The organism is Kibdelosporangium persicum, from assembly GCF_013280595.1.
Lineage (GTDB): Bacteria > Actinomycetota > Actinomycetes > Mycobacteriales > Pseudonocardiaceae > Kibdelosporangium > Kibdelosporangium persicum.
The window spans coordinates 92,846-109,906 of record NZ_JAAATY010000011.1 but is presented as its reverse complement, the minus strand read 5'-3'; the positions used below and the strand labels follow the sequence as shown (position 1 = coordinate 109,906).

Below are 17,061 nucleotides of genomic sequence, written 5' to 3'. Positions count from 1 at the left end.
TCGTGAGTGGTTATCGGGGTTCTAACCCTGATAACCACTCACGAGGGGTGAGCTGGGGTTTCAGTGGGTGGCTGGGGTGCCTGCCTGGTCGGCGAGCATGCGCAGGCCGCTCACCAGGCCGCCGATCAGGTCGCCTTCCTTGAAGGACGCGACCAGGGCCATCACGACCAGCTTCAGGCCACGGTCGGGCAGGCGGCGGGACGCCTCCTCACCCGTGACGATCTCGACGACGCGCTGTCCCGGTGAGACGGCGATCAGCACGGCGTGGCTCGGGTCCTCGCTGGACGCGTGCAGGCGCTCGGCTTCCACGCGCGTGTCGGTGCCCAACGCTCCGAGGTAGACGCTGAACGCCAGTCCGGCGGCGCGGCTGGCCAGCGTCAGCGCCTCGTCCAACCGGGACAGCTGGACCGGCGTGAACGGCAACGCGGGCTCGGCCTCCCGGTAGGGGCGCGCGACGGACAGCCGTCCGGTGTGCGTGACGACCGTGCCTTCCGGAAGCTGCGACTCGTCGATGACGGCCGGACCGGCCTTGACGACCTCACCAGCTGCCACGGGCACCTCCCCAAGCGGTCCGCGCGTACTGCGCGGCGTCTTCCTCGTCTGTCGAGCGCACCGGCTGCGCCACTCCCGCGGGGTTGGCGGTCCACCAGACAGGCGGGTAGTCCCAGTCCTGCCCTGGCCGGTACCTCGGGGTCTTGGCGGCACGCTCGCGCAGCGTCAGCAACGCCACGGCGCCATAGATGGCCGCCGGGATCACTACGAAGACGAGAACTGTCTCGACCGGGCTCACGCGCTAAAGGTAACCGACCTCCTCCACCGGGGAGCGTCGACCCCGGCTGAGGGCCGGTCAGCGAGCCACTGGATGTGTCACCGGTGATGTTCCACCGGAATGTGCCGCCCGGTTGTGTGTCACCGGGGATGTGTCACTGACTGGGAGCGTTCCGATTCCGGACAGTCGCATGTCCTGCGGCCTTGGTAATCCGTATGCGCCAAGTGCCTGCCGGTACTGTCCAGCGCCCGGCCGAGTCCGTGGTGGCGAACGGCCGCATCGATCCCGAACCGAACGGTTGGACCGAGTTGACGGCTTGCGGGTTTGTTCGATCACCCATAACTTTCACCTGTACGGACCTTGCGGACCCCGCTCGAAGCACTACTTCTCACTTGTCAGTCACGAGGAGGCCCCGACATGACCCCGATGCCGACCCCCGATCAGGCGATGATCGACGCTCAGTTCGCTGCATTGTGTGATGGGTATGCCGAGGGAACCCGTGTCACCGCGCTGATCACCAGCGGCACACGGGTCACTCGTGGCACCCGAGTCACCCGAGTCACCCGGGGAACCCGCGTGACCGCCTGCGCCGAAGGTACGCGGGTCACCTGCGGAACCCGCGTCACCAGGGGCACGCGAGTGACGCGCGGCACTCGGGTTACGTCAGGTACGCGGGTCACTCGTGAAGGCACCCGTGTGACGCGTGAAGGCACCCGCGTCACCGCCGGTACTCGCGTCGCCCGCGAAGGCACCCGCGTGACCAGGGGCACCCGCGTTACCCGCGGGACCCGTGTCACCGCGGGTACTCGCGTCACGTCCTGAACGGCCGCCTACGCGGCGGGCTCGCCCAGGTAGGGCAGCCACAGCGGATCGGCGTCTGCCACCCCGGCGAGCAGGCGCCAGTGCGGTCCGCGCGGCGCCGCGGGGACGACCCGCAGCCGCCAGCCCAGCTCGCTCAGCAGTTTGTCGGCCTTCTTGTGGTTGCACTTCGCGCAACTGGCCACACAGTTCTGCCACGTGTGGGGACCCCCACGGCTGCGCGGCACGACATGATCTATAGTTTCCGCCCGGCCGCCACAGTAGGCACATCTGTAGCGGTCGCGGTGCATCAGCCCGGCACGGGTCAACGGCACGCGTCCCCGGTAGGGCACGCGGACGTAGTTGCTGAGCCTGATCACCGACGGGATCTCCACGCTCGACGTGGCGGAATGCATCAGCATTCCGGCCGGATCACCGTGCACGACCTCAGCTTTGCCACAGACCACAAGCACGACCGCACGCCGCAGGGGCAGCGCGGTGAGCGGCTCGAACGTGGCATTGAGCAACAGGACCCTGCGACGACCCCACGACGGCACTGTGGGCACGGGAGGCCCCGTTGATGCTGTCGACGCCGGACGCTGCTCCGCCACTGGCAGTTGCGTAGGCAGCGCTGTCAGCGACGCGCTTCCGGTGCCGGTTGCACCGGATTTCGCGCCGCTGATCGGAGTCGGTTTTCGGTCGGGCACGCGACCACCTCCACCGGGGTGCAGGGCATAGTCGACCACAAACCACACCCCTCGCGCACGTGTGTTGCCATGCGTGTCACGTCCCAACTCGTCGAAACCCCCGTGAACGGGTGTTGAACGCCGCGCGCCTAACCTGGCCCGTGACCCGTCCCCCACTGCAAGATCGGATCGATGAACACACTAGGTCTCCAGCCTCCCACCTGCGTGAACGACGTCGGAACGCTGTGCAGGGCGGTGTTCGACATCACCGGGAACGCCTGGCTGTCCGGTGCGGTCAACTGGCTGGCCAACGCCCCGCTGCGGATCCTGATCATCCTTTTGGTGGCATTCGTCATCCGCTTCGTGGCACGCCGCACGATCGACCGGCTCGCCCGGGGCGCCGGCAACGGCAAGACCCCGCGGATCCTGCGGCCGCTGAAGGAGCGGGCGCCGCAGGCGGTCGGCGCGCTGGTGTCCGAACGGCGCCAGCAGCGGGCCCAGACCATCGCGTCGGTGATGAAGTCGCTGCTGTCGTTCCTGGTGTGGGGCTTGGCGTTCATGCTGATCCTCGGCGAGATCGGGATCAACCTCGGGCCGATCATCGCCTCGGCCGGCATCGTCGGTGTCGCGCTCGGTTTCGGTGCGCAGAACCTGGTCAAGGACTTCCTGTCCGGCGTGTTCATGATGCTGGAGGACCAGTACGGCGTCGGCGACATCGTCGACGTCGGTCCCGCGACCGGGACCATCGAGTCCGTCGGATTACGGGTCACCACGCTGCGCGACGTCAACGGCACCGTGTGGTACGTACGCAACGGCGAGATCCTCCGGGTCGGCAACTCCAGCCAGGGCTTCGCGGTCGCCGTGGTGGACATCCCGCTGGGCTACAGCGCCGACATCGAGGCCGCGACCGAGGTGATCAACCGGATCGTGGCCGACGAGGTCGCGGGCGAACCGGTCAGCGAGGACGTGCTGGAACCACCGGAGCTGCTGGGTGTGGACAAAGTCACACCGGAGAGCATCACGGTGCGGCTGACGGTGAAAGTCCGGGCCGGACGTCAGTGGGCGGTGCAGCGCGCGCTGCGGGCCCGGATCATCCCGGCGCTGGAGGAGGCGGGCATCGAGCCGCCCCTCGGCCGCCTCTTCAGCCAGAAGTAGGACAATGGTGCGGTGACGCAGGCGCAGAGTTTCTATCAGGCCGTCGGTGGCGAGGAGACGTTCCACCGGATCGTCGCGCGTTTCTACGCCGAGGTCGCCAAGGACGAGATCCTCCGGCCGATGTATCCGGAGGAGGATCTCGGCCCGGCCGAGGAGCGGCTGCGGTTGTTCCTGATGCAGTACTGGGGCGGGCCGCACACGTATTCGGACAACCGAGGCCATCCGAGGCTGCGGATGCGGCACGCGCCGTTCCAGGTGGGCCCGTTACAGCGGGACGCCTGGCTGCGGTGCATGCGCATCGCGGTGGACGAGGCCGGCCTGTCCGAAGAACACCGCAAGCAACTGTGGACCTACCTGGAAATGGCCGCGAACAGCCTGCTCAACAGCTGGACCTGATCGCGACCCGGCCGAAGGAGTTGACGGTTTTCCAGCCCGGACCACCCCACCTCGATGGCAGGATGACCCACCGTGCCAACACACGCCGACGGACAATGGTGGCAGCACGCCGTTTTCTACCAGGTCTACGTCAGATCGTTCGCCGACTCGGACGGCGACGGGATCGGTGACCTGGACGGGATCCGGTCGCGGCTGGGCTACCTCGAACTGCTCGGCGTCGACGCGCTGTGGCTGACCCCGTTCTTCACCTCCCCGATGGCCGACCACGGCTACGACGTGGCCGACCCGCGGGACGTCGACCCGGTCTTCGGTGACCTGGAGAAGTTCGACCTGCTGGTGGCCGAGGCACACGAGCGCGGCATCCGGGTGACCATCGACCTGGTGCCCAACCACACCAGCGACCAGCACCCGTGGTTCGTGGCCGCGGTGGAGGCCGGTCCGGGTTCGCCGGAACGGGACCGCTACTGGTTCCGGCCTGGGCCGTACCCGCCGAACAACTGGACCAGCATCTTCGGCGGCCCGGCGTGGAGCCAGCTGCCGGACGGTGACTGGTACCTGCACCTGTTCGCGCCCGAGCAGCCCGACCTGAACTGGGCCAACCCGGAGGTCGCGGCCGATCTGGAGCGCACGCTGCGGTTCTGGCTCGACCGCGGCGTCGACGGGTTCCGCATCGACGTGGCGCACGGCATGGCCAAGCCGGAGTCGTTGCCCGACATGGACCCGTCGCTGATCGACCAGTCGGAGATCCTGCACGAGAACGCGATCGACCCGCGGTTCGACAACGACGACGTGCACGAGGTCCACCGGCTGATCCGCAAGGTCCTCGACGGCTATCCGAACACGATGGCGGTCGGCGAGATCTGGGTGAAGGGCGACGACCGGTTCGCGCGCTACCTGCGGCCGGACGAGCTGCACCTGGGCTTCAACTTCCGCCTGGTGGACGCGGACTTCGACGCCGACGCGGTGCGTACCGCCATCGAAGGGTCGTTGCGCGCCGCGGCGGACAGCACGCCCACGTGGACACTGTCCAACCACGACGTCGTCCGGCACGTCACGCGCTACGGCGACGGCGAGCTCGGGTTGCGTCGCGCACGGGCCATGACGTTGGTCGAGTTCGCGTTGCCGGGGGCGCTGTACCTGTACAACGGCGAGGAACTGGGCCTGCCGACCGTGGAACTGCCCGAGTGGGCATTGCAGGACCCGGTATGGGTCCGTTCCGGACACACCAAGCGCGGCCGCGACGGCAGCCGTATCCCTGTGCCGTGGGAGGGCACTGAGCCGCCGTACGGGTTCTCGTCGAACGCGGACACGTGGCTGCCGATGCCGTTGGAGTGGGCGTCGTTCACGGTCGAGGCCCAGCTGGAGGACGAGAACTCGACGCTGTCGCTGTACCGGCACGCGATCGAGATCCGCAAGTCCCATCCGGCCTTCGCCGGGACCGAGATCGAGTGGTACGGCGCGCCCGCCGGGTGTTTCGCGTTCCGCCGCAAGGGCGGCGGGCTGATCTGCGCGTTGAACACGTCGTCGGCGCCCGTGCCGATCCCGCCGGGCGAGGTCCTGCTGGCCAGCGAGCCGCTCGTGGACGGTCAGCTGCCCCCCGACGCGGCCGTGTGGCTGGTCTGAGGTTCAGGACCCGCCGCTGAAGTCACCACTGCCGAAGTCGCCACCGGCGTCGGGGGCTTCCGCGTCGTCGGTGACGGCGTCATAGACGTACAGGCCTGCTGCGAGCGCCGCGGCGCCGCGCAGGCCGTCACCCAGCCTGGAGTGCTTGAGCTGCTGCACCTCGTGCTGTTCGGGCGCGGCCGGGCGCGGCTCCGGCCAGGGCGCGGGGTCCGGGAACGTCTCCGCGAGCCACTGTTTCGCCGGGTCAGGCTCGGCAGCCGGTTTTTCGGTCATGCCCACAGCATGCCCTTTCCGGCGCCGAGATGCTGCTGACAAGAGTCTTACGAGCGGTTTTCACACGAGCAGGGGCAGCAGGGCATGGCGTCGCCGCACGACGGCGCCGAACCGGGCGTCGATGCGCAGCCACGAGTCGGTCGCGGTCACGCGGACACGATCGTCCGGGCCTTCGTTGCCGAGGAAGCCCATGCCCGACATGGCGAACAGGCACCGCAACGGGACCTTGATCTCCATGCCGTCCCCGGTGACCGTCAGGACCGTCTGGTCGAGCAGTGACGCCGGGGGCGTGCCCTGCGGGCCGACGTTCTCGCGCGCGACCGTCAGGCCACGGTCCGCGAGCGACGACACGACCTCCGCCGGCAACTGGTCGATGACCTGCCAGCCCTGGCCGGGCGGCAACGCGGAGCGCCACAGCAGGTCACGTGGCAACCCGGGGTCGACCGTCTCACCACGCACGATCGCCAGCGCGGCGAGCAGTTCGTTGCCCGCGACGGTCACGTCGCCGGGCTTCAGCGAACCGCGCACGGTACGGGTGGCGAGCACGTCGAACGGCGTCGCCACCCAGGCGTCGATCAGATCCTCACCTGTGCCGCTGCTCGCCCTGGCCTTCAGCCGGACCACGGAGTCGCTGTCGAGCCGGACGGCCCTGGCGACGAACGCGCCGAGGTCGTCCCGCTCGTGCGAGTCGGTGAAAGTCAGCTCAGACACTCTCGTCGCCCCCGGACCGCCACCCGGCGAGGAAGTCGCGTTCGGCCTCTGTCAACCGCCGGGGCCTGCCGTTCTGCAGATCGTACGGCGCCAGGGTGACGTCCGCGACGACGCCTACCTTGTCGTCCTCCGCCGGTCCACAGTGGATCACCTGGTGGATGGTGAAGTCCGCGACCCGCAGCCGGGTGATCGACAGGCCGACGCGGAACGGGTTGCCGTTGACAAAAAGCGGCGCGTGGTACACGGCTTCCAGCCGGGCCACGACCAGTCCGCCGTCGACCATGCCCGCGCCGTGCCGGGCGCCTTCGCCGTACAGCAGCTGTAGCCGCGCCTCCTCGAGCAGCGTGATCGTCTGCGCGTGGTTGACGTGACGGTACGCGTCCATGTCGGACCACCGTGGCCACACCGAAGCGTAGAAGACACCCACCGAACCTCCCCGAGTATCAGCGCAGCGTACTACCGGATCATGCTGCGGATCTGACGGGCGGCCACGGACAGCATCGCCAGGTCCATCCGGGCGGCGGAGTGCCGCAGCTCGTCGAGCGCCACCCGCGCCCGCCCGAGCCTGGACGCGTTCGCCTTCTCCCAGTTCTCGATCTTCTGCTCGACGGTCTGGCCGGGATCGCTGTGCTGCAACGCGTCCAGCGTGATCGACCGCAGCGACGAGTACACGTCGTCGCGCAGCGCCAGCCGCGCCAGGGCGTGCCAGCGGTTGCCGCGTTCCAGGCCGCTGATGAACGTGAGCACCTGGTCGACGTTGAGGTGGTCGGACAACGCGTAGTACAGCTCCGCGGTCTCCAGCGGGCTGCGCTCCGTGTCCAGGCCGACCTCACGCTCGGCGAGCTCGGCCACCTCGACCACGTCCAGCAGGCTGTACGCGTCCAGCAGCGCCGCGATCCGCCTGGCCAGCGCTTCGGGCACGCCGTGCCCGACCAGCTCGGTGGTGTCGCGTTCGACCGACGCCTTGGCCTCGCCCCGCAGCAGGTCGCCGACCTTGGGCGCGATCACCTTGACCACCCGGGAGAACCGGTTGATCTCCGCGCCGACCGCCAGCGGCTGCGGCCGGTTGGACAGCAGCCAGCGCGACGCGCGGTCGAGCAGCCTGCGGGTCTCCAGGACCATGCTGTCGGCGACCTCGGTCGGCACCCGGTTGTCCAGCGCGTCGATCTCCCGCCAGATCTCCGGCAGGTCGTACACCCTTGTCACCACGGCGAACGCGCGCACCGCGTCGGTCGCCGACGCGTTGATCTCCTCGGCCAGCCGGAACGGGTACGTGATGCCCGCGCCGTCGATGACCTCGTTGGCCAGCAACGTCGTGGTGATCTCCCGGCTGAGCGGGTGCGCGGCGATCGCGTCACCGAACCGTTCCCGCAGCCGGCTCGGGAAGTACTCCGGCAGCCTGTTCGCGAACACACCCTGGCTGGGCAGCTCGCTGGCCAGCAGGTCCTCTTTCAGGCCCAGTTTGACGTGCGCGAGCAGGGTCGCCAGCTCCGGCGAGGTCAGGCCGAGGCCCGCCTTCTCCAGCTCCTTGAACTTCTGCGGCGTGGGCAGCGCCTCGAGCTCACGGTTGAGCCCGCCGTTCTCCGCCAGCTCGGCGACCAGCCGCGCGTGCACCGACAGCATCGGCGCGGCGTGCGCCCGGCTGACGCCCATCATCGCGTTCTGCCGGTAGTTGTCCCGCAGGACCAGGTCGGCGACCTCGTCGGTCATCTCGGCCAGCAGTTCGTCGCGCTGCCGGCCGGTCAGCTGACCGCTGGTGACCAGGTGGTCCAGCATGATCTTGATGTTGACCTCGTGGTCGGAGCAGTCCACCCCCGCGGAGTTGTCCAGCGCGTCGGTGTTGACCTTCCCGCCGGAGCGGGCGAACTCGATCCGGCCGCGCTGGGTCAGGCCGAGGTTGCCGCCCTCCCCGACGACCTTCACGCGCAGGTCGGAGCCGTCGACCCGGATCGAGTCGTTGGCCTTGTCGCCGACCTCGGCGTGCGACTCGGTGGACGCCTTGACGTACGTGCCGATGCCGCCGTTCCACAGCAGGTCGACCGGGGCCAGCAGGATCGCCTTCATCAGCTCGAACGGCGAGAGCTTCGTGGTGCCCCCGGGCAGGCCGAGCGCCTCGACGATCTCCTCGGTCAGCGGGATCGACTTCGCCGTCCGCGGCCACACCCCGCCGCCCTTGCTGATCAGGGAACGGTCGTAGTCGTCCCAGGAGGAGCGCGGCAGGTCGAACATGCGGCGCCGTTCGGCGTACGAGGTGGCCGCGTCCGGGTTGGGGTCGATGAAGATGTGCCGGTGGTCGAACGCGGCGACCAGCCGGATGTGCTCGGACAGCAGCATGCCGTTGCCGAACACGTCACCGGACATGTCACCGACGCCCACGACCGTGAAGTCCTGCGACTGCGTGTCCACACCGAGCTCGCGGAAGTGGCGCTTCACGCTCTCCCACGCGCCCCGCGCGGTGATGCCCATGGCCTTGTGGTCGTAGCCGACCGAGCCGCCGGAGGCGAACGCGTCACCGAGCCAGAAGCCGTAGCTCTGGGCGACCTCGTTGGCGATGTCGGAGAACGTCGCCGTGCCCTTGTCCGCCGCGACCACGAGGTAGCTGTCGTCGCTGTCGTAGCGCACGACCTGCGGCGCCGGGACCGTCTTGCCCGCTTCGAGGTTGTCGGTGAGGTCCAGCAGCCCGGAGATGAACATCCGGTAGCACGCGATGCCCTCGTTGAGCTGCGCCTGCCGGTCCAGGCCCGGGTCGCCCGTCGCCACAGGCGGGCGCTTGACCACGAACCCGCCCTTCGCGCCGACCGGCACGATCACGGCGTTCTTCACCGCCTGGGCCTTGACCAGCCCGAGGACCTCGGTCCGGAAGTCCTCACGGCGGTCGGACCACCGCAGGCCGCCGCGCGCGACCGGGCCGAACCGCAGGTGCACACCTTCCACGCGCGGCGAGTACACGAAGATCTCGAACCGCGGCCGCGGCTGCGGCAGGTCCGGCACCGCACGCGGGTCCAGTTTCATCGCCAGGTACGGACGCGGGTTGCCGTCCTCGTCGCGGACCATGTAGTTCGTCCGCAGCGTGGCGTTGATGAGCGTGAGCAGACTGCGCAGGATGCGGTCCTGGTCGAGGCTGGTGACCTCGTCGATCATCCCGGTGATCTCGTCCACCCGGGACTTCAGGTTCGACAGCCGGGTCTGCTCGTCCTTGGTGACGTCGAACCGGCACTCGAACAACCGCACCAGCGCGGTCGCGATGTCGGTGTGCCGCAGGACGGTGTCCTCGATGTACTCCTGGCTGTACGGCGTGCTGGCCTGACGCAGGTAACGCGAGTACGCGCGCAGGATCGTGGCCTGCCGCCAGCTGATGCCCGCGCGCAGCACCAAGGCGTTGAACCGGTCCACTTCGGCGTCGCCGCGCCACGCCGCCGCGAACGCCTCCTGGAACAGGGTTCTGACCTGCTCGACGTCCTCGTCGGACCGGTCCTCCAGCACCGACGGGTCGATCCGCAGGCCGAAGTCGTAGATCCACCAGGCGAGGCCGCCCTCGTTGCGCAGCTCGTACGGGCGCTCGTCGATCACCTCGACGCCCATGGCGGTGAGCACCGGCAGCACCTGCGACAGCGTGACACCGTCACCGCAGAGGAACAGCTTGAACCGCCGCTCCCCCGCCGCGGCGTCCGCGGGGACGTAGAACTCGATGTCCATGTCGCCTTTGCCGGACAGCGCCTGCAACCTGCGCAGATCCCGCAGCCCCTCGGCGGCGGTGAAATCCTCCTTGTACGCCTCGGGGAAGATGTTCGCCAGCCGCTGGCCCTGCTGGGAGGCCGACTCCGAGCCGATCGACACGACACCGGTGGCGCCGTTGCCGGTCTTCTCCCGCTGCTCGGCGACCACGGCCTCGGCCATCAGGTCTTCCCAGCTGCGGATGGCCATCGTCAGCCGTTCCTGGATGCGCGGCACGTCCGGCTCGATCTGCCGCCGCGGATCGGTGTGCACGGTGAAGTACACCTGGGCCAGCGAGAACTCGCCGATCCGCGCGTTGTACTCCAGGTTGGACCCGTTCAGCTCCTCCAGCAGGACTTCCTGCATCGCCAGCCGGGTCGTCGTGGTGTACCGGTCACGCGGCAGGAACACGAAGCACGAGAAGAAACGGCCGTACGGGTCGCGGCGCAGGAACAGCCGCAGCCTGCGTCTGTCGGCCAGCGCGATGACACCGGTCGCGGTGGCGTACAACGATTCCGCGGTGCTGGAGAACAGCTCGGCCCGCGGCCAGTTCTGGATCACCTCGAGCATCCGCTGGCCGGAGTAGGACTCCAGCGGGAACCCGGCCTGGTGGATGACCTCACGCACCCGGCGCTCGACAACCGGGATGTCCAGGACGTTCTCGTGCAACGCGATCGTGGTGAACACACCGAGGAACCGGTGCTCGCCGGTGACCTGACCGTTCTCGTCGAACGTCTTCACACCGACGTAGTACGGATACACCGAACGGTGCACAGTGGACGGTGCGCTGGCCTCGGTCAGCACGAGCAACTTCGGCGCCAACGCGGCGGACACCATCGAGTCCGGGCCCGCGGTGAGGCTCCGCGCGGCCAGGCTGTCCTGCCGCAGCACACCCAGACCGGTCGCCAGCACGGCCTTCAGCGCCGGGTCACCGTCGCCCCGCACCAACTCGTACTGCCGGTACCCCAGGAAAGTGAAATGCCCGTCGGCCAGCCACCGCAGCAACGCGATGCCGTCGCTGACGTCGGTCTCCTCCAACGGCGGCGGATCGGCCTCCAGCTGGTCGGCCAGATGACGGGCCTGGCCGGCCATCTTGGCGGCGTCCTCGACGACCTCGCGGACGTCGTTGAGCACCGAGTCCAGCCCGGTGGCGATCGCCCGGCCGCGGCCGGGGTCGGTGACCAGATCGATCTCGATGTACATCCATGATTCGACCAGCGCGTCCGCGGGCGGGTCGCCCGGGTCGGCGGTCGGCAGGACCTCGAGCAGTTTCCCGGTCACGTCCCGCCGCACCACGACGATGGGGTGCACGACGCGCTGAACCTGCACGCCACTGCGGACGAGTTCGGCGCTGACGGATTCGACCAGGTACGGCATGTCGTCGGTGACGATCTGGATCACCGTCGCGGTGGTGGACCAGCCGTCCGCCTCGGCGGTCGGGTTGACCGGCCGGATCACCGGGCGGCCCGGCACCCGCTGCGCGGCCAGATCGAGGTGCGCGCGCACGGCACCGACCAGGTCGGCCGGAGCGAAGTCGAGGACCTCCTCCGGCGGCACGTAGCGGTAGTAGAGCCGGATCAGGTCGGCGATCTCGGAGGCGGATCCGGCGGCCTGCGCCACCAGGTCGTCCCTGATCTGCTCAGGGCTGGCCGGGGCCGCGGCCTTCGCCGCGGCGGTGTTGCGTTGGGACTGGACTCCAGTCGAGGTCATGTTCTCCCGGCTCCACGCTCGTCGGCACCCTGTGCGGCACGTCGTTGTGCCATTTGTTGTGCCAGCTGCGGCCTAACCCTAAGGGCCACGCCCGCGAGCCGTGCAAGGACGGGTGGGACTTGAGATTCATTTAGGGCGCTTCAATAGCCTGTTCCACCCTGGTGCCGCCCGGGGTCCTCGCCAGGTGCCCCGTCCAGGTCCTCATAGGCCGACAGAACGTCCTCACCGGGCGCCTCGGACGTTGACGATTGGTACGCGACAAGGGCTTCCGCCAGCAAATCGGCCAGCTTCAGGTCGGTGCGCTCGCGGCGGCGAAGCCGGCTCGGCCGGTCGTCGCCGGTCGCCTCACCGGACTGCTCGACCCGCCTGCGCAGCCGTTCCTGCCGCTCGGCACGTTCGGCCTGCCGCCGCTTGGCCAGCTCGTCGAGCGCGGCCGGCTGAATCGTTTCCTCAACCGGTTCAGGAGAAGGAGTCCCGGGCGTGGCGCGCCGCCGCGACAATCCGTCCGGCCCCAACGAGAAGACCTCCGGCGCGGGAGCCGGTCCGGGCAGGCGGCGGCCGGCCGACGGGAAGTCGTCGAGATCGGCCGGGCCGGACTGCTCCGGTGCTTTGCGGGTCCCCTCCGGGGTTTCCGGCACGCCACGGCGAACCGTCGCCTGTCCGGGTCCGGGGGCCGGGAGGGGCGACTGCGGTCCTGACATCGGGTGGCGGACTGTCTCCTGCCCGGGAATCCGGCGGCTGCTTGACACGTCCTCGCCGGGCAACTCGAAGTCCGACGTCCGGCGCACGCCTGGGGAGGACTGCTCAGGCAGGCCGCCCGGCTCGTCGTCCAGGCCCGGCGACTCCGAAACCGTTTGACTGGTGGGCGGTTCCGCCGCGCCCGGCTCGGGCACCCTCCGGCGCCCGGCCTGGATCTCTTCCACGCCAAGGGGTTCCGGCAACCGCCTGGCGACCGGCTGCCCGGTCTCGGCCGGGACGCCGCCAGTCTGCTGACGACCGGCCAGTATGTCGTCCAAACCGAGCCGCGGCTTGGCCGGATCGTTGCCGGGCAAGGGATCTGTGCGCTCGGCTGGCTCTGTCCGTGACACACGCTGGTCTTCGGGCTTGTGGCGTCGCCCGGTCGACTCGACCGCGCCGGGGAACGCCTGGCTGGAAGCATTGTCCGCCAAGGACTCCGGCTTCGGCCGCTCGGCCTCTGCCACCGCGTCCGGCATGCGGCGGCGTCCGGTGGACTCAGGATCGTCCGCGGGTTCGGGCAGCCTGCGGCGGCCGGTCGCTTCATCGGCGAGGCCCGGCATCCGCCGACGTCCCGTGGACTCCAGGCCCTTCAGCAGATCCGCCACCCTGCGGCGGCCTGTCGACTCAGGATCGTCCGCGTTTTCCGGCATCCGGCGACGGCCGGTCGATTCCGGGTCGCTCAGGGCATCCGGCATCCGCCGACGCCCTGTGGACTCAGGATCGTCCGTGGAGCCAGGCACTTTGCGACGCCCCATGGGCTCCGGGTCACTCAAGGCATCCGCCACCCGACGACGACCCGTCGACTCCGGATCGTCCACAACTTCCGGCATCCGGCGACGGCCCGTGGACTCCGGATCACTCAAGGCATCCGGCATCCGCCGACGACCCGTCGGCTCAGGATCGCTCAGGGCGTCCGGCATTCTGCGGCGGCCTGTTGACTCGCCTGGGGCCGAGCGGCCCGTTGGTTCGGGCTCGTCCGGTTCGGGCATGTGTCGGCGTCCCGAGGCCGTTGACGGGGCTTCGTCGACCGGCTCGGGCGCCCTTCTGCGGCCTGCCGCGGTTTCCGGCTCCGCCGGGGGATCGGGCATCCGGCGGCGGCCGGTGGACTGGCCGACGTCCGACGGCCTCTTCGGCGGGTCCATCTGGCTGGAGAAGGCCGGTTCCTCAAGGGGACCGGGCATCCTGTGCGGGCCGGTCGCCTCCGGGTCGTCGCCGGGTTCCACCGCACGCCGCGACGGGTCGCGTGGAAGTGCGCGGCGCCGGGCCCGTGGGTTCTCGGCGTCCGACTCCGACGTCCACCGGCGACGCCGGGGCTCGGGGTCGGCGTCCGGGTCCGGCGGGGCCGGGATGTCCGGGCCGGTGGGGAACCTCGGGCGCGGCTTCGTCAACGGGTCGGCGTCCGGATCGGCCGGATCGGCCGGCCGCCTGCGACGGCCCGGCTGGGGGTCGGCGTCCGGGTCCGGCGGGATCGGGACTTCCGGGCCGTCCGGCGGCGCCGGAATCTCCTCCGGCTCGGGCGTCCGCGGGATCGACGCGCGCTCGGCTTCCTCGGCCGCGGCCAGGATCTCGTCGCCGGTGTTGCTGTAGGACTCCATCGGCTGCTTGATCGCGTACTGGTCGAAGTCCGTCGACTGGTCCGCGTTGAAGGCGTCCGGCGCACGACGGCGCCCGCCGCTGCCACGGGTGATGTCCAAGCGGTCGAGTATCGACCTGCCGGACTCGTCCGTGTCGGCGGTGTCGTGGCCTGGGCTTTCAGGTTGTTCGACGGCCGGCCATTGCCTGCCGTAGTCCGGTAACGGGAACGCGGCGAGGTACTTGGCCATCTCGGGGTCCGGGCCGTCGCTGGACAGGTCGGCGTACTCCTGAATGTAGGTGTAGCCGCTGTCCTCGGGCGGCAGGTCGTACACCGGTTCGACCGCCTGCCAGTCAGGCCGGTCGGTGTCGTGCTCGGTGCTCGTCAGCGCCTCCCGTGCCGCGGACAGCAAGGCGTCTTCGCTGGTGCCTTCCTGGTACTGGGCCACGCCGGTGCTGACGCTGACCCCGCGCGCCGGGTCCTGCGGGTCCCAGTCCGAAGCCGAGACGGTCTCACGCAGAGTGGCGGCGAACTGCTCGGCTTCGTCCCTGGTCGTGTCGGGCAGCAACACGGCGAGCTCGCCATCGTCCGGCCGCGCGAGTTCCGCGTCTTGCGGTGCCATGTCGCGGACATGGTCGGCCAACGAGGTCAGCACGTCCGGGTCGATCTCCGGCGGGACCCGGCCCGCGGTGTCGATGGCCTTGATCAAGGCGGCGCTGAACCGGTCCGTGCTGTCCGGGTCCTTCTTGCGCTCCTCGGGCTCGGGATCGGCTTCGCCACTGGGTTCCAGCCGCACCAGCGTGAGCGCGGTCGGCCGGGACTGGCGGCGTGCGGCGGCGAGCCTGCGGCGCAGGCCCTGCCGGTTGAGCAGCCCGGTCTCCTCATCGCGTTCGTTCTGCGACGGGTCAGGCCATTTCGGCTTGTCCGCGTCGGCGGCGCGCTTGCCCTTCGGGCGGCTCGGCCGCTCCGCGGTGGCCGACCGGTCCGGCTCGGACTCGACAGCGGCGAGATCCACCGCCGCGCCGTCGACGGCCGCGAGATCCACGGCCGCGCTGTCGACGGCGGCGCGACCGACAACCCGGTCGACGGCCGCGGGATCCGCGCCTGCCCATTCGGGCGCGGCCCGGTCCGCGGCGACGAGGTCCGACCCGGCACGGGTCTGGCCGGCCAGGTCCATGGCACGTTCCCTGGCGACCATTTCCCAGCCGGCGAGCTCCCGCCCGAGGATGTCCTGGTTACTGGTACCGCCCAGGGCACTCGCCGCCAAGTCCGAGGTTCCGGGGGCCCCGCCCCCGCCCCCCTCCCCTCCGCCGCCTCCTCCTCCGGTCCGGCTCCCCGTCCCGCTCCCTCCGGCCGTGCCGCTGCCCAGGCCACCACTGCCCTTGTCGGCGCGCGTGTCCGTGCCGCCGCTGGTCGTGCTCGTTGCGCCGTAGCCCGCTCCGGGCACGATCGGGTAGCCCTCCAGGTCGTAGCCCTGGCTGCCCTCGGAGCCCAGGCCGTGGTCCTGGCTTGGGCCCGCCGCGAGGGCGTAGCGCTCGCTGACCGAGTGACCTGCCGCCGCCGTGTCGTAGTCCTGGCTGATGGCGGCGGCCAGGTCGTAGCTTTCGGTGCCCCGGCCCGAGCGCTCGTAGCCGACGCTGTCGTAGGTTCCGCTGCCCCGGGTTGGCCGGGGCCGCGGGCCTGGCCCGATGTCGCGGCCGGCGAGTTGCGCGCCGGACATCTCCCGGCTCGCCGCCTCGCGGCTGCTGACCTCGGTTCCCGGCGCCTCGGGCAGGAACCTGGCCGGGGTCCGCACCACGCGGCGCAACAGCGATTCCGTGTCGTCGGGCAGTCTCGTGCCCGCTCCCAGTTCTTCGAGGACGATCAGTCTCGCCAGGGTGTCGGCCCGGAGCCTGCGCTGTTCCGCCGCCCGCGCGGAGCGCAGCGAGTTCAGGGCCTCGGTGAGGTCCCCGTCGGCTTCCTGGGCGTACGCCAGCGATGTCAGGACATCGGCGAGCAGGCCGTCCAGTTCGTGCCTGCGGGAAATCCGCACGATCTCCGCGAGCAACGCGTGCGCTTCCCTGGCCCGGCCGGACGGGAAGTGCACCCGGGTCGCGAGGATGAGCATCAGCCGCCCGATCGCGGCGGCCGACGACGCCCGCACCGGCTGGGTCAGCGTCTGATCGGCCTGGCCGAGCGCCGCGGTCTGCTCACCGGCGTCCAGCAGCGCGCTGACCATCTCCAGGCCCAGCTCGGCCCGGGCCTGCCCGGAGTCCGTCCAGGGATCGGTCAGGCCGTCGAGCAGGGTCATGCCCTCCGTGGCCGCCGCGACCGCACCGGTGGGGTATCCCCACCGACGCCGGAACGAGGCTATCCGCGCGCACAACAGGGCTCGCAGGACTCGCCGTACGTCGCCGGTCAACATGTCGTCGGCGGCGTACAGGCGGTCGGCCTCCGAGAGCACCTCGTCGATGACCTCGAGCCGCCCGGCCTGCGCCAAGCCGCCCACGATCTCCGCGAGGGCACCCGCCCGCACCGCCGGGCGTGTATCACTTCCCTCCAGCATGGGACGGACAAGGACAAAGGCACTGCCGGCCAGTCCGACCGCACGGGTGCTCGCCGCCAGGTCGACCCGGACCTCGCCGGCGAGCTCGCGCTCACCGGCGGTCTCGGCCTCCCGCAGGGCGGACACCGCCGGTTCGACGGCCTCGGCGTGTTTGCCGAGACGCACCAGGGCGGCGACCACAAGGGCGTTGGCGCGCAACGCGAGTGCCCGGTCCTTGGCCTCGCCGGCCCGCGTCGCCGCGAGCCGCGCGAAGACCAAGGTGAGCTCAGGAGCGCGCCACCTCAACCGGTCGGCGGTGCCGGCGAGCAGTTCGCCGTCCGTTGTCCCGCCGTCCGACCAAGATCCCTTTCTGCTCGCCGTCACCGGTACG

The 17,061-nt window shown here is 70.2% G+C and carries 12 protein-coding genes; 4 read left to right on the top strand and 8 right to left on the bottom strand.

What is annotated here, in order from left to right:
• Positions 1 to 60: 60 nt before the first annotated feature.
• A complete protein-coding gene (locus GC106_RS20745; RefSeq protein ID WP_173133171.1) occupies positions 61 to 552 on the bottom strand; it encodes a DUF5130 family protein in 492 nt (163 codons plus the stop codon).
• Positions 539 to 790, bottom strand: coding sequence for an aa3-type cytochrome oxidase subunit CtaJ (ctaJ, locus tag GC106_RS20740; protein ID WP_173133168.1), 252 nt, complete (start codon positions 788 to 790; stop codon positions 539 to 541). Before ctaJ ends, GC106_RS20745 begins: the two co-directional genes overlap by 14 nt.
• A 426-nt stretch (positions 791 to 1,216) precedes the next feature.
• Between ctaJ and GC106_RS47930 the strand changes: the two genes are divergently transcribed.
• Positions 1,217 to 1,591, top strand: a complete 375-nt coding sequence (locus tag GC106_RS47930) for a hypothetical protein (protein ID WP_376777760.1) — start codon at positions 1,217 to 1,219, stop codon at positions 1,589 to 1,591.
• Positions 1,592 to 1,599: 8 nt separating this feature from the next.
• On the opposite strand, the gene GC106_RS20735 is transcribed toward GC106_RS47930, so the two are convergent.
• Complete coding sequence (locus tag GC106_RS20735; RefSeq protein ID WP_376777757.1) at positions 1,600 to 2,178, bottom strand: HNH endonuclease; 579 nt, start codon at positions 2,176 to 2,178, stop codon at positions 1,600 to 1,602.
• Positions 2,179 to 2,445: 267 nt separating this feature from the next.
• On the opposite strand from GC106_RS20735, the gene GC106_RS20730 reads away from it, so the two are divergent.
• The 3 genes from GC106_RS20730 to GC106_RS20720 all read left to right on the top strand — a co-directional run bounded on the left by GC106_RS20730 (position 2,446) and on the right by GC106_RS20720 (position 5,427).
• Positions 2,446 to 3,408, top strand: coding sequence for a mechanosensitive ion channel family protein (locus tag GC106_RS20730; protein ID WP_173133162.1), 963 nt, complete (start codon positions 2,446 to 2,448; stop codon positions 3,406 to 3,408).
• A 12-nt stretch (positions 3,409 to 3,420) separates the two neighbouring features.
• The gene (locus GC106_RS20725; protein WP_173133159.1) at positions 3,421 to 3,804 is read left to right on the top strand and encodes a globin; all 384 of its coding nucleotides are present in this window, start codon (positions 3,421 to 3,423) and stop codon (positions 3,802 to 3,804) included.
• A gap of 72 nt (positions 3,805 to 3,876) precedes the next feature.
• Positions 3,877 to 5,427 (top strand): glycoside hydrolase family 13 protein, encoded by a 1,551-nt coding sequence (locus GC106_RS20720; protein WP_173133156.1) that lies wholly within the window; start codon positions 3,877 to 3,879, stop codon positions 5,425 to 5,427.
• A 3-nt stretch (positions 5,428 to 5,430) separates the two neighbouring features.
• Here GC106_RS20720 and GC106_RS20715 read toward each other — a convergent pair whose 3' ends face one another.
• The 5 genes from GC106_RS20715 to GC106_RS47925 all read right to left on the bottom strand — a co-directional run bounded on the left by GC106_RS20715 (position 5,431) and on the right by GC106_RS47925 (position 17,054).
• Complete coding sequence (locus GC106_RS20715; RefSeq protein ID WP_173133153.1) at positions 5,431 to 5,700, bottom strand: hypothetical protein; 270 nt, start codon at positions 5,698 to 5,700, stop codon at positions 5,431 to 5,433.
• Positions 5,701 to 5,760: 60 nt separating this feature from the next.
• A complete protein-coding gene (locus GC106_RS20710) occupies positions 5,761 to 6,411 on the bottom strand; it encodes a DUF8185 domain-containing protein (RefSeq protein ID WP_173133150.1) in 651 nt (216 codons plus the stop codon).
• A complete protein-coding gene (locus tag GC106_RS20705) occupies positions 6,404 to 6,796 on the bottom strand; it encodes an acyl-CoA thioesterase (protein ID WP_217280752.1) in 393 nt (130 codons plus the stop codon). Before GC106_RS20705 ends, GC106_RS20710 begins: the two co-directional genes overlap by 8 nt.
• A gap of 71 nt (positions 6,797 to 6,867) precedes the next feature.
• A complete protein-coding gene (locus GC106_RS20700) occupies positions 6,868 to 11,835 on the bottom strand; it encodes an NAD-glutamate dehydrogenase (RefSeq protein WP_173133144.1) in 4,968 nt (1,655 codons plus the stop codon).
• Positions 11,836 to 11,975: 140 nt separating this feature from the next.
• On the bottom strand, positions 11,976 to 17,054 hold the full coding sequence (locus GC106_RS47925) for a diguanylate cyclase domain-containing protein (protein ID WP_173133141.1): 5,079 nt from the start codon (positions 17,052 to 17,054) through the stop codon (positions 11,976 to 11,978).
• Positions 17,055 to 17,061 lie beyond the last annotated feature (7 nt).

What these genes read in the sequence shown, in the direction of transcription:
- GC106_RS47930 (WP_376777760.1), top strand. Translation starts at nt 1,217, where the DNA reads ATGATCGACGCTCAGTTCGCTGCATTGTGTGATGGGTATGCCGAGGGA.
- GC106_RS20730 (WP_173133162.1), top strand. Translation starts at nt 2,446, where the DNA reads ATGAACACACTAGGTCTCCAGCCTCCCACCTGCGTGAACGACGTCGGA.
- GC106_RS20715 (WP_173133153.1), bottom strand. Translation starts at nt 5,700, where the DNA reads ATGACCGAAAAACCGGCTGCCGAGCCTGACCCGGCGAAACAGTGGCTC.
- GC106_RS20705 (WP_217280752.1), bottom strand. Translation starts at nt 6,796, where the DNA reads ATGGACGCGTACCGTCACGTCAACCACGCGCAGACGATCACGCTGCTC.
- GC106_RS20700 (WP_173133144.1), bottom strand. Translation starts at nt 11,835, where the DNA reads ATGACCTCGACTGGAGTCCAGTCCCAACGCAACACCGCCGCGGCGAAG.